This is a genomic window from Paenibacillus ferrarius, assembly GCF_002027705.1.
GTDB lineage: Bacteria > Bacillota > Bacilli > Paenibacillales > NBRC-103111 > Paenibacillus_E > Paenibacillus_E ferrarius.
In genome coordinates, this window is sequence record NZ_MBTG01000005.1 from 64,027 (window position 1) to 77,669 (window position 13,643).

Genomic DNA, 13,643 nt, shown 5'->3' on the forward strand with positions numbered 1-13,643 from the left:
AATATGGTGATTTTGTAAATATTCCGAACGAATAAGAAAATAGAAGACCCCCTACAATCAGACTTGTATGGGATCTTCTTTATTGTCTATTTCAGCAAATTGTAGATTGCCTGAGCTGCTTCAGCACGGGTCGTATGCTCGTCCGGTACGAACAACCCTTCTTGGCGTCCCGAGAGCAGCTTCGCTTTCAGCGCGCTGTTCACGAAAGGCAAAGCCCAGTCGCTGATCTCGGACGCATCCGAACTTGCTGCTGAAGATTGCTCAAGTTTGGAGCCTGTCCGGTGCTCATAGGCGCGAACGAGCATGACGGCCATCTCTTCTCTGGTGATGCTGCGATTAGGTTCGAAAGCTTGCTCTGAATGGCCTGTAATGATTCCCGCTTTATAGGCAGCTGCCACTTCCTTCGCATACCAGTCTTTCGCTCCCACGTCGCCGAACGGAGACGTTTCGGCAGATGCAAGGCCTAACGTCCGGGCTAGCATTGCTGCAAACTCAGCACGGGATATATCTTTGCCAGGCGCAAAGCTCGCATCCGTCGCCCCATTCACGATATGCTGAGCTGTCAGCTCTCGAATTGTCGCGTATGCCCAGTGCTGGTTGGTCACGTCATTGTAATTCTTCTCCAAAGAAAGCACGGCGTATTGGCTAAGTCGATCAATACCGACTTCCATTGCCGTATTTCCGTTAACACGCTTTCCACCTAAATAGGCAAGGCTTCCGTCTTCCTTGATTTCGTAGATACCAACCAGTTTCAGATCGGTTCCTGCAGGAATCGGTAACGTTATCTTAACAGGCTTCTCAAGCTTATCTAGGGCAAACTGTTTGCCCTCAGCGTTGGTCGCGAAGATCGAAAGATCAATCATCTGTCCGCCTAGTTTATAAATAACGTTGTTCTTGCGGCTTGCTTCCCTCAGCGTCCGCTCAGCTTGCACTGCTTCAACCGGTTCGATTTCCACGGTAACCACAGCCGTTTTGTCAGGTGTCGGCAGCAGACCGCTGGCAGATTTCACCAGTTCACCAGGAACCGTCAGCTTGACGTTCTGGGCCTGAACTTGCAGCGTGCGTCCATTAAGCTGCTCAGCCTGCTCCACCCCAATAATCAGGCGATTCTTTCCTTCCGATAGTTCGACGAATACGGTTGACTGACCGCCCTGCAAGTCCTTGTCCTTGATGGTTACTGCGTCTTTCGGCAGCTCAGGTTCATCCGGTGTTGACGAGGGTCCTGAAGAATCGGATGACCCCTGTTCTGAATTTGAACTTGACGAACGATTTACCATAATGCCATATTCCTTGAACGTGCCATTCTGTGCCGTCACCTTAACAGTGATCATGTTGGAGCCGACATTTAGACTGATGCCCCCTATGACAACGACACTAGCTTCAGCATCATAAACTGAATAAGTCACCGTGGCCACAGTTGTGCTATATGGAACATCCATGGAGTAGTTCAGCTTGTCCGGTGCAAAACTGCTCACCGTCATTCCATTAACTCGCAAATCGAGCAAGTTTGCGTTGGATGATAGCGGTTGAGCGTGTCTGGTTACCACAATGGTATAAACACTTATCGTGCCATCTTGCGCCGTCACCGTCACCGTAACGGGATTTGCACCAACTATTAAATTCTCTCCACCATTCACGAATACGGTTGCAGCAGAATCCACTTTCTCATAAGTCACAGTGGCCACAGTTGTGCTATATGGAACATCCATGGAGTAATGCAGCTTGTCCGGTGCAAAACTGCTCACTGTCATTCCATTAACTCGCAAATCGAGCAAGTTTGCGTTGGATGATAGCGGTTGAGCGTGTCTGGTTACCACAATGGTATAAACACTTATCGTGCCATCTTGCGCCGTCACCGTCACCGTAATGGGATTGGCGCCTACAATCAAATTCTCCCCGCCCGCGATCACTACCGATGCAGAAGGATCTTTCAGCGTGTAAGTTACCGCAGCCACAGTTTTGTCATACGGTACCGAGAACGCGTAGGCAAATTTATCTGGGGCGAAACTGCTGAGCGAAACGCCATTTACTTGCAATTCCTTCAAAGTTGCATCGTCGCTTAAAGCCTTTACACCAGTAAAATCAATTTCGCTCATGCTGGTATAGATGGCGGCTGGATCATAGGTTCCGGTAACAACGAATTTCGCATACCGTCCCTGAAGTGTTTTGTCCAGCTTGACGTAATCCTTATAAACTCTTCCTGTCCAGGTCTTGCCAAACGTGCCGACAGCTTTATTAGCCGCATTGCCCATGAATGCAGGATCATCGAAGTCGGATAGTTGATCCGAAGCGTACAATTCAAACGTTTTGGGGAATTCCAACTGGTCTGAACTCAGGCGGCTCTTTCTTTGAATACCGCTTAATTTATAGGTACTCTCCATATCGATAATAACCCAATGCGGGAATGGAGCAGCAGGTACTTGCCACTTTGAATGCCAAATGGTTGCTTCATCACCGTCCAGGATGTTGGGCGCTGCATCGTTGTCATTGTCTGCGTAAGAACTGTAGGAATTAATTGAAAAATCGTCTTTGGGAATAAATGTGACTGCAATGCTGCTCTGGGCAGTTTGCAAAGCCCAATTCAAATCCAGATATCCCTGATCGATCACATTTGCACTGTCGACTGAAGTCAAGGCTTTTGCCGCAGCAATCTTAGACGTTAATTCATGTTGCAGTTGTACTGGAATTGATAATCCTGCAGTTCCCGCAATATGTGCGGCGAATTGCTCAGCTTCCAGAATTTTTGCTGTCAACTGATTGTAGTTGTATAAAGCTTCAGTCGTCTCTTCCTTATACGAGTCAGATAGTGCTTTGGCTTCCGTGGCAGTTAGAGCGCGTTTCCAGATTTTCAAATCGTCCAGCGTAACTTCTGCTCCGCCATAGGCCTTATTGCCATCCGCTCCAAGAATGATGTGATAACCAGCATCCAGGCTGTCTGTGCCCAATATGGAAATATCCTCTGTTTTCCCCAAAACCCCGTCCATATAAATGGAGGCCCTCTTGTTCATCCGATCTACCGATATTGTAAAGTAGTGCCAATCCTCTCCCACGCTTGTTACCGTAGTTTCGATGCGATTTTTTTTTGCCCCAGCCATATTAAGTGTCATGTTGTTCCCAATCGCAGGGCCAATGTACCAACCTTGATTACCGCCCGAATACCAGTTTTTGCTGGAGAGAACTGTCTGATCTCCTGCCAAGTTACCCATGTGCCAGAACGAGATCGCGAAGTCGCCGTTCCCGAACTTCAAATCATTTCTTTCGCCAAGATCGACATAATTAGTATTGCCGGCCTCAATTTTAATGGCTTTACCGGATTTGCCTGAGACATAAGTGACAGTACCGCTTTTGGTCGCCAAACCAATTGAGCCAGCTGCATCATCATTCAAATTGTCGTCAAATCTCATATCCGACACGAGCTGATTCCACATCGTAGCCTGGTCAATCGGCGTCAATGCCGGGGTTGAGCCTTCGGTACGGTAGACGGTCTTTAACGGCTCGCTTTTGTTGCCGTAAGCATCTACAGCAGTCAGGGTAAGGATGTAGGACGTTGCCGAAGCAAGTCCAGCCATTGGAATATTCATTCTGTTCGGAATTGGCGAATAGAAAAAGTCCGACAATACATTGTACGATTTTACTTCTTTCGCCGTTCTTTGGTTGTACAATTTGACTTCGTAATGATGCATGGACTGATCGTCCTTGGCTTGCCTGAAGGAGAGCACTGGCACGTCATTTGCTCCAGGCAGCACCTTCATATCATGGTTCGTCGGAAATTGCGGTGCTATTTTGTTCCGATGACTTGGCGTGTAAGTGAAATTGCTTTTGATTTCTTCGTTGGTATCGCCTTTTAATTTCACGACCCATTTCTTACCCGCTAATGCGCCAGCACTGTTGAAAGGAGCCGCTCTATCTTTATTATGTTCTTGCCATGCACCTCCAATCCACATGTACTGAGCATCGCCATTGTACTCCACTCGCTCAATTTCGATACGATCTTGGTATACCTCAATGAATTGCGATTGCGTAATCGACTTATGCAAAGCCTGATTGTCCTCCAATCCGCCTTGCCCTACAGTGGAATAGCCCCATTCGCTCTCAATATAAGACATGGATCCAAGATTCACCGAGGTGAAATCCTTCTGATGAATGGAACGATCATCGTTAATGTTCAAATGCGAGTGTCCGGATAAGACGATAACTTGCGGAAAGTCTTGCAAATCTTTATACAGGTTCGGAACTTTATCAGCCTGCATTCCGTCCATGACCGTATTGGGAATCGGATGGTGCAGTGTAATGAAGATCGGCTTGTTCCGATTGCCGGTATCGCCAGTCAAGGCAGCGAGCCGTCCCTTCAGCCAGTCTCTCTGTCCCGTGTCCCCGTTATAGTTGTTCCCATTCAGGAAGAAAAAAGAATAACCTTTGATTGTCTTCTCGTAATAACCATTTGTCTGGGTCGTAAACCATGCGGCCGGGTAACCATTCTTGACATCAGAAACCCTGGCATCATGGTTGCCTATTGCAACCTGAATCAGCGTGTCCGACCAGTTTTTGCGTACCATTTGTTCCTGAAAAATATCTCTTGTAAACGTGTGATCGCCTCCTTTGCCATCGTTATTATCTCTGATGAGATCGCCTGCGATAACAATGGCATCTGGTTTTGAAAACATCGAAGAAATGACATTAAAATTGCTGGCATACCTCGCTTTAATTTGAGCATCCGTTTCCTCTCTTAAATTTGGATCTAGATGGACGTCTGACATCGCAGCAAATTTTAGCAATGGTTGTTCCGTAGTCTTGATGATATAGCCGTATGTCCCGGGTTTACTCCACACACCATCCTTAAGGGCAATCACCGAAATGTTCGTCGATTCCGTCAGGTGGATGGGTGTTCCATTAAACTTAAGGCTGGTTTCGTCTGGCAATGTGCCGTCCAGCGTATAATAGATGTCTGCCCCTGGCGTCGTAGTGGCAAGCGTTACACTGATGGATTGTTCATAGCGGCCTCCGGGCGTGGAAGGTACTGGCTTATCGACCGCAACAGCAGCCGATGCGACCGGAATAAAGCCTTCTCCCGCTGAATAAACAACTGAGCTAGCGATGGTACATGCCATTAATGCGGATACGAGTTTCTTGGATTTCAACACAAGGAATCCTCCTTTTATTAAGTTGACTTGTTACTTCACATGCAGAGCCAGTGCGCAGAGCAATGTTGCCTAGTAACTGATTAACTTATTAGAGGCACCTCCCCGAAACAAAACTAAAATACATTAATATATGTTGTTTTTATTATGTTTAATTGTATTTTATTGGTTTTGTATTTGTGGATTGTTATATGAATATGATGATTTTGTAAATATACCGGGGGGGGGGGGTTCTTTCAACTTTTGAAAAAGCACCCAAGAATCCGACTCGCTTAAGATTTGTGCAGCGAGCCGCATCGGGTCCATATTGGTGTGGCCTAGAACGGAGAATTTGCTTAGCGATTCGATGGAGATCATCGTAATCAAACAGCTTGCAACGGCTCTATACAGAAACGGACAGATCGTTTAATACGCTATCAATTTCAACATAGGGATATCCCTGCGCATCAGCAACTGCTTTATACGTGACCTTGCCTTCAATTGTGTTAAAGCCTTTTGCCAAGTCTGGATGCAGCAATCCTGCTAGTCGATAGCCTTTATTGGCAATTTGCAAGCCATAGCCGATCGTTACATTCGTTAATGCAACTGTCGATGTCTGCGCGACCGCCCCAGGCATATTGGCAACCGCATAATGCACTACGCCGTGCTTCACGTATGTTGGGTTGCTGTGTGTTGTAATCCGGTCAATCGTTTCAATCGAGCCGCCTTGATCAATAGCTACATCCACGATAACCGAACCAGGCTTCATCGTTTTCACGACAGCTTCTGTCACAAGTCGCGGTGCTCGGCTGCCCGGAATCAAGACGGCGCCGATCAGCAGATCCGCTTTCTTAACCGCCTCCGCGATATTGCTGCTATGCGACATTAGCGTGCGCAGACGTCCCTGAAATTGGTCATCCAGCTGGCGCAGCCGCTCTGCATTAACATCAAGCAGCGTCACGCTTGCGCCTAAGCCAACCGCCATTTTGGCCGCTTGCGTCCCTACCACGCCGCCGCCGATAATAACGACCTCCGCTGGCGCTACACCAGGAACACCGCCTAGAAGTATGCCTTTTCCTCCTTTGGACTTCTCAAGGAATTGGGCACCGATTTGAATGGACATCCGGCCTGCAACTTCACTCATCGGCGTCAGAAGCGGAAGCGATCCATTGCTCAATTGAATCGTTTCATAGGCGATGGCTATCACTTTCTTTTCCGTTAACGCACGGGTCAACTCGGATTCTGCCGCAAGATGCAAGTAAGTGAACAGAATTAACCCTTCCCGAAAATACATGTACTCTTCCTCAAGTGGTTCTTTTACCTTAAGAACCATCTCAACCGACCAAGCATCCGCTGCGAAGGGCACGATTTCCGCACCTGCAGCAAGATAATCTTCGTCTGCAAACCCGCTCCCCAAACCAGCGCCTGCCTCAATCCACACCTCATGCCCATACTGTTTAAAAGTGGCAACACCCGCAGGTGTAATGCCAACTCGATTCTCATTGTTTTTAATTTCTTTGGGTACGCCAATAATCATGTTCATTCATCCCCCTTGGTTATGTCCAAAACTTTTCTTGCTGTATCGTATCCACAAGACGAATCATATCGTCTACCTGTACTTCCCCAATGTTGCCGATCCGAAACGTATTCGCATTCGTAATTTTACCCGGATAGATCACAAAGCCTCTGCGTTTCAATTTCTCATATAAAGTCTGGAACTGGAAAGCTTCGCTTTCTGGATATAAGAAGGATGTGATGATCGGCGACTGCAGCTGCTCCGGCAACAGCGTCTCGAAACCGAGTATTTTCATTCCTTTGACGAGTGCTCGCTGACTTGTTTTGTATCGATTGAACCTAGCAATTACGCCACCTTCATCTGCCAGCTCTTTCAGAGCTTCATAGAAAGCACGGACAACGTGAGTGGGAGAGGTAAACCGCCATTTGCCGTTATAATGCTCCATTTTGTCCCATTGATCGAACAAATCGAGGGAATGCGAGCGGGCCCAGCCTGCACACTTTGTCAATTCATCGATCTTGGCGATAACAAAGCCGAATCCGGGAACTCCTTGAATGCACTTGTTCGCGCTGCTGATCAGATAATCAATTTGCAGATCCGTAATATCCATCGGAATTCCGCCAAATGAGCTCATGGCATCCACAATATAGGTTTTGTTATATTTTTTAGCCATTCGGCCTACCGCTTCAATCGGGTTTAACATGCCTGTCGTCGTTTCACAATGAACAATTGCTACGTGCGTAATTTCCGCATCTTCTTGCAGCATGGATTCCAATTGATTCAAATCCGGAGGAGCAACCTCTCCGTTATCCAAAAGGACAAGTGGAATGTTCAGCATTTTGGCCATATGAGCCATCCGCTGACCATAGGCGCCATTGGCCATGACGAGAATTTTGCCATTCTGCGGAATAACGCTTCCGACGACAGCTTCTACGCAAAATGACCCGCTGCCTTGCATCAGAACGGAGCTGTATAGCGAAGTCTCCTTGGTCGCTAATTGTACAAGCCTAGCGCGGATATCCTGGACAATTCGATTATAGTCATCATCCCATGTGCACCAGTCTTTCAGCATGGCCGCTTTTACCCTCTTACTAGTGGAAAGCGGTCCGGGAGTCAGAAGTAAATAAGGGTTGTCTTCGATCAGCTCAATATTCATCGTTGTACTCTCCTTCGCTCTGTTCATCTATTCGTCGCCTCCCGCCATACGTTCATTAATGTCATCAATAACATGCACAAGATCGCCTATTGTCGGGATCACGTAATGAGCTCCTGCTTGAAAGAAGCGTTTCTCAACGACAGCTATTTGGGCTTTCAATTCTTCAGCCGGCATCGTGTTCACTTCTTCCTCGGTAAGGCCAAGTTCGCTTCCGCCTTTCACGACGCCAACACTCCATGCGCCTGCATTGACACCTTCCTGAATATCGCTGATGGTATCGCCAACTTTGATAATCGCCTTAAACGGATAAACGCCTAAATTCATGGCATTAATGTAGCACATCCACGGATATGGTCTTCCCGCTCTCACTTCAGAAGGAGTCACCAATGAATCCGGCTCATATCCTTTCCGTTTGGCTTCCCGACTTACAATGTTCATCATTTCTGCTGTATATCCCGTTGTTGAGCCTATTTTCAGTCCTCTTGCCCGCAGTTCCTTCACCAAGTCCAGGGCGCCAGGGATCAGATCCGTATATCTCGGTAAAATGTCAAAAAGCATCGGCTCAAAATCAGCATACAAGTCATCCACATCAGCATCTGTTGGCAATACCCCGAATTTATCCTTCCATAGCTGCGCGATTCGCGGTATGGCGCATAAAGTTTGAATATGATCCCATTTCAATAATCCCATCGGGCCACGCGCTTCTTCAGCTGTAATGGCAATACCCCGCTTCTCAAAAATCCGCAGAAATACGTCTAGTGGTGCAAAGCAACCATAATCTACCATCGTACCTGCCCAATCAAAAATAACGGCTTGAATTTGATTTTCAACTTTTTTCGTCATCCTAACCAGCCCTCTCACTGTTCATAAAATATTGTTATTCAGATTCAATCCACTGAACACAAACACGCTCTAATTCAGCCTTCCAGTCTTCCGGCACTGGAACTCCACTAACAATGACATCGATTTCCTGCAAATCCGCCATTTTATAAAATTGCACCAGACCTATTTTGGAATGGTCGGCAACCACAACGTTCATTTTGGCATGCTTCATCATCTTCTTCGCTAGTTGACCGCGCTCTTCATCAAACGACGTGACCCCTTTGTCGATGATCATGCCGTCGATAGAAATAAATGCTTTGTCTGCATAAAAATGCTCCACCATTGACTCGGCCAATGAGCCAACAACTCTGGATTGCAGCGAACTCACTTTGCCTCCAGTGAAAATTATTTCTCCGGAGTAGAGATCTCTGTTTTTATAATCAATGAGTGCAAAAAGCGCAGGAATCGAGTTGGTCAAAATCGTCAGATATTCCTTATCCAGCAGATGTTCGATCATCTGCAAAGTCGTCGAGCCGTCATCGATGAAAATGATTTCATTGTCCTCTACGAGCGCTGCAGCCGCTTTGCCTATTTTCCGTTTTTCGTCTGCATTCAGTACTTCCCTGTTCATATGCGAGGGCTCTTCCTGGGAACGATTCATTTTCACCGCACCCCCGTAGACTCGCTTCAACTTGTTAGCCTCTTCTAGGTCCTCCAGATACCTGCGTATGGTCTCGGAAGAAACTTGGAGTGCTTCTACAAGCTTATTGGTCATAACTTTGCCTTCTGAATTGATTTGACTAAGGATATAGTCTTTGCGCTCTTCACCGATTAATGACACGAACAGCAACCCCCTTGTGCATTTGCTTCATTAGCAGTAACGCAGCGGTTATTTGCGAACTTGCCAGGCCTCTGTTTTCTTTCTTACATTCTTCGAAAGTAGAGTATACAGCAGTCTTACGATAACATTCGTAATCACGATGAGCACCGCCATGGCTGCAGCCGCTGCGACATCGCCCGCATCTTCCATGCTCACCAAGGCTACGGCAGCTAAGTTCAAATCCGCAGACCGCAGAAACACGACGGCAGAAAAGGTAACCATCGAGTTGACGAAGAAGTACATGGCAATTTCAATGATTGCCGGCAGACACATCGGAACCGTGACTTTCAGCAATGTCTTATAGAAGGGTACGCGCATGGATTCGGCAACGAGTTCGAATTCTTTATCCAGTTTCTTCAGCGCCGTCGTTGCTGTGATGAAAGGCACGCCATAGAAGTGAGTAATATTGGCCAGTACAAGGATGATCATCGTTCCGTAGATCCAATTCAAGGGATTGCCCGGATTGTTAAAGAAGAAAATGTAAGCCAGACCTATTACCATACCAGGCAGTGCAAGCGGCAGTACCGATAGAAAATAGCCAATCTGCCTAAGACCGTTCAAATGCCGCGATTTCTCGATTAAATAGGCGAATAGAAACGTGATGACTGTTCCGACTATCGCTGTAAGGAACGATACCCGTAAACTAGTCCAGAACGGGTCAAGTCCGGAACCTGCTACATGTGAGAAATCATAATGTTTGAAACTGAAACTTAAATTATAGGGCCAAACTTTGATCAAGGAAGCGCAGACAATCGTGATTAATGGAATGAGGATTGCGATAGAAATGAGAATGCCAAAAAGTTGATAGAACGTATCACGGGCTCTACCAGCATTAATCCGGTAGGGAGTCGATTTGGAGGAAAGCATGGACCGCTGTTTTCGTTCCACCATTCGATCTACCACAAAGGCGATAATGGCGGGAATCGTTAGCAAAATACCTACGGTGGCTCCCATTGACATATTTTGCTGTCCGATGACTTGCTTATAAATATCTGTCGCCAATACGTTGAATTTGCCGCCGATCGCTTGCGGTGCTCCGAAATCTGTAAAGCAGGCCGTGAAGCAAACGAAAATAGCGCTTATTAATCCATATTTGACCGATGGCAGGGTGACCGTCAGAAACATTCTGCTCTTGCTCGCGCCTAATGTCTTCGCAGCTTCATACAAGCGCTGATCTGTGATGGACAACGCCGTAATGAAAATGAGAAATGCTTGCGGAAACAAATAAATGACCTCGGAAATAACGATGCCTACAGGACCGTAAATCGGTATGCTGATACCGCTCGGCAATAATCCGAAAAAGCCCTTTGTCACTATGCCTTGATTGCCAAAAAGATACGTTAAAGCGATTCCATGCATCATCGTCGGCTCGAAAAGCGGCAGCATTGCGACATAGTGCAAGTAGGCTTTACCTCGAATGGCCGTCCGGCTTATTCCATACGCATACAGGAAGGCTAGACTGACGGCAATAACGGTCGAAAGCAGAGAAACCCATATCGTATTCCATAACGATTGCGCCAAAGATGGCGTCGTAAAATATTTGATGAAATTATAAATCCCGATGAATTCATCATTCGTATTGAAGAAAGCCTTACTGAATAATAAGCAGAGGGGAACTAATGTCGTTGTGGATAACGTAATAACAAGCGCGGCGATAAGGAAATTTTGCAAATTGATGAGTTCTCCCCAATTTCGGCGAACAGGCGGTGTCCATCCAGAAGTTTGCTTCTCCATCACACAGTCACCACGTCATCCGGCTTAAACGAAATCACCTTATCTTGCGGAAACTCGACGGAAACTTCGGCAAACTTGATCAAGTTAAGTTTGTGAACATGCCCAGAGGATATATCCACAGAGAGAAGTTGATTGCCAATCATCTCCTTCAATTCGCGAATTGGCTGCAAAAGCAATCTATAGAACGGACCTCTGAACTCCATATGCTTGACGACAGCTCGAAAGCCTGAACCTGGAGAAGATATTCGAATGTGCTCGGGTCTGACAGCTAAATGGGCAAGGGGATGATTTCCTTTGTGAGACCAATAAGCAAGGAAATTAATGGACCCTATAAAATCAGCCACAAATGGCGATTCCGGTTGATCATACACTTGCTGAGGTGATCCAACTTGCATAATTTCAGCATTATTCATAACAACAATCCGATCTGCCATGGTTAAAGCTTCTTCTTGATCATGGGTAACCATAATCGTTGTAATACCCAGCTTCTTTTGCAAATTACAAATTTCTTCGCGCAGTTTGGCCCGAACTTTGGCATCTAGCGCCGATAGCGGTTCATCCAGCAATAGGAAGTCCGGCGATAAGACGAATGCTCTGGCAAGTGCAATCCGCTGCTGCTGTCCGCCCGAAAGCTGAGCAGGAAAGCGGTCTTTCATGTGCAGCAGATCGACCAGCGACAGTGCTTCGCTTACCTTGTCGCCGATTTCTTTCTGCGAGAATTTTCTTCCTTGCAGCCCGTAGGCAATATTTTGATAGGCTGTTAAATTCGGAAATAAGGCGTAGGATTGAAAGACCATGCCAAAGTTTCGTTTGGATGGCGGCAAAGCCGTAATGTCCTTGCCCTGGACCGCTACTCGCCCGCGCGTCGGTTTCTCAAGACCGGCGATAATGCGCAGCAATGTTGTTTTGCCGCAGCCGCTTGGACCAAGCAAGCAAATGAATTCATTTTTTTGAATATCAATGTTGATTTCCCTAAGAGCTGTAAAGGAGTCAAATGTTTTGTTCACACCTTGAATGGATAAATAGGCTTCTGGCATAAGTTGCCTCCTTGAACTTAGAATGAGCAGGAAGCGGCTGCTGGGGCCAGGAATCAGCCGCTTCCGGATACTCGCTGACTATTTTTTCGGCTCGCTCTTCGTGTTGTAACGTTTATCCCATTCTGCCAAAATACTTTCACGATTTTTTGCAGCTTCATTCAAATCGTTTTTGATTAATTGTTTGATCGGATCCACCTTGTAACCCTCAGGAAGTTTGGAAGCATCTGTTTTGATAGCCAAGATCGCATAGTTTTTGTTGTATTCCAGCATGGCTTCATCTGTAATGGCCCAATCAAGGAACTGCTTGGACACCTGTTTCATTGTTTTCTTCTTAATAAGTGCATTGGCTTCTACGTCCCACCCAGAGCCCTCTTTCGGAAACACAACCTCAACCGGGGAGCCATTCTTCTTCTCTTGCAGCCCGCGATATCCGAAGGAAATGCCGATCGGGTACTCGCCGGTGCCAGCCAATTTGGCCGGTTTCGACCCCGAGTGAACGTACATGCCAATATTCTCATGCAGCTCGTTCATGTACGTCCATGCTTTGTCTTGGCCATCCAATTGAATGAGTCCGGATACGGTCAGGAAACCTGTTCCTGAGGAAGACGGGTTCGGCATTGTAATAAGCCCTTTATATTCCGGTTTAATTAAATCCGCATAAGATTCAGGTACGGGCAATTTACGCTTATCCATCTCCGTTTTGTTAACAATAAACGCTGTTTCCCAGGCATCAATGCCAACCCAATGCGTGGGTACATTTTTATCTTTAAATTCAGGAAGTACACGTTCTACCCCCTGCGGAGCGTAAGGTTCCAATTGTTTATTCTGATCAAGCACCAGCAAACTTGTTGCCGCCAACCCCCAAACAACATCTGCTTGCGGATTGTCTTTCTCGGCCAGCAGCTTGGCCGTGATCACCCCTGTCGAATCTCGGACAATGTTAATTTTGACATCTGGGTATTTCTTTTTGTAACTAGCTAAATAGTTCTTGATCGCATCATCTTCCAGTGCCGTATACACGGTCAATTCCTTACTGGTTGTATCCAAGCTCCCTATTCCTGCTGGACTTGCGGCAACTCCGGATGTTGTCTCATTGCTGGTTGCGGATTTGCCGCATGCCGTTAATAAAGATACCAAGGTCACGATAACGATTAGACTTCCAGTTAATTTGGTCATTGTTCCGGTTCCTCTCCTGGTTAGAATCTGTTCCTTCCGATACTTCACTCACTCTTCTCTCTACGTTCATTTTGCAATCTCTGGGTGCTAATTGCTGTTTCACTGATCGACCTTCGATCAAAGATCCCCCCCGCATCGTTTTAGCACGTAAACAAACACAAAAACAACCTTACTAAAACATTTTAAATTGCTTTTTGTTTCTTTT

The 13,643-nt window shown here is 46.6% G+C and carries 8 protein-coding genes and 1 pseudogene; all 9 read right to left on the reverse strand.

Annotation, left to right across the window (positions count from 1 at the left end; genetic code table 11):
* Window positions 1-86: 86 nt before the first annotated feature.
* Complete coding sequence (locus BC351_RS06745) at window positions 87-5,138, reverse strand: cadherin-like beta sandwich domain-containing protein (protein ID WP_144028304.1); 5,052 nt, start codon at window positions 5,136-5,138, stop codon at window positions 87-89.
* A 250-nt stretch (window positions 5,139-5,388) separates the two neighbouring features.
* Window positions 5,389-5,519 (reverse strand): annotated as a pseudogene (locus BC351_RS06750) (MgtC/SapB family protein); the annotation flags it as partial.
* 1 nt (window position 5,520) lies between these two features.
* Window positions 5,521-6,654 carry an alanine dehydrogenase gene (gene ald / locus BC351_RS06755; RefSeq protein ID WP_079409970.1) on the reverse strand — a complete coding sequence of 378 codons (1,134 nt, stop codon included), beginning with the start codon at window positions 6,652-6,654 and terminating at the stop codon, window positions 5,521-5,523.
* 19 nt (window positions 6,655-6,673) lie between these two features.
* The gene (gene phnW / locus BC351_RS42675) at window positions 6,674-7,789 is read right to left on the reverse strand and encodes a 2-aminoethylphosphonate--pyruvate transaminase (RefSeq protein WP_079410220.1); all 1,116 of its coding nucleotides are present in this window, start codon (window positions 7,787-7,789) and stop codon (window positions 6,674-6,676) included.
* 27 nt (window positions 7,790-7,816) lie between these two features.
* Window positions 7,817-8,632, reverse strand: coding sequence for a phosphonoacetaldehyde hydrolase (phnX, locus tag BC351_RS42680; RefSeq protein ID WP_079409971.1), 816 nt, complete (start codon window positions 8,630-8,632; stop codon window positions 7,817-7,819).
* Between the two features lie 34 nt (window positions 8,633-8,666).
* Window positions 8,667-9,452 (reverse strand): DeoR/GlpR family DNA-binding transcription regulator, encoded by a 786-nt coding sequence (locus BC351_RS06770; RefSeq protein ID WP_079409972.1) that lies wholly within the window; start codon window positions 9,450-9,452, stop codon window positions 8,667-8,669.
* Between the two features lie 48 nt (window positions 9,453-9,500).
* Window positions 9,501-11,225 (reverse strand): putative 2-aminoethylphosphonate ABC transporter permease subunit, encoded by a 1,725-nt coding sequence (locus BC351_RS06775; RefSeq protein ID WP_079409973.1) that lies wholly within the window; start codon window positions 11,223-11,225, stop codon window positions 9,501-9,503.
* Window positions 11,225-12,262, reverse strand: coding sequence for an ATP-binding cassette domain-containing protein (locus tag BC351_RS06780; RefSeq protein WP_079409974.1), 1,038 nt, complete (start codon window positions 12,260-12,262; stop codon window positions 11,225-11,227). Before BC351_RS06780 ends, BC351_RS06775 begins: the two co-directional genes overlap by 1 nt.
* A gap of 78 nt (window positions 12,263-12,340) precedes the next feature.
* Window positions 12,341-13,438: a putative 2-aminoethylphosphonate ABC transporter substrate-binding protein gene (locus BC351_RS06785; protein WP_079409975.1), complete on the reverse strand. Its 1,098-nt coding sequence runs from the start codon at window positions 13,436-13,438 to the stop codon at window positions 12,341-12,343.
* Window positions 13,439-13,643: the final 205 nt, after the last annotated feature.

Bases quoted from the DNA above. Each gene is read 5' to 3' on its own strand.
- phnX (WP_079409971.1), bottom strand. From the start codon at position 8,632: ATGACGAAAAAAGTTGAAAATCAAATTCAAGCCGTTATTTTTGATTGG.
- ald (WP_079409970.1), bottom strand. From the start codon at position 6,654: ATGATTATTGGCGTACCCAAAGAAATTAAAAACAATGAGAATCGAGTT.
- phnW (WP_079410220.1), bottom strand. From the start codon at position 7,789: ATGAATATTGAGCTGATCGAAGACAACCCTTATTTACTTCTGACTCCC.
- BC351_RS06775 (WP_079409973.1), bottom strand. From the start codon at position 11,225: ATGGAGAAGCAAACTTCTGGATGGACACCGCCTGTTCGCCGAAATTGG.
- BC351_RS06780 (WP_079409974.1), bottom strand. From the start codon at position 12,262: ATGCCAGAAGCCTATTTATCCATTCAAGGTGTGAACAAAACATTTGAC.
- BC351_RS06785 (WP_079409975.1), bottom strand. From the start codon at position 13,438: ATGACCAAATTAACTGGAAGTCTAATCGTTATCGTGACCTTGGTATCT.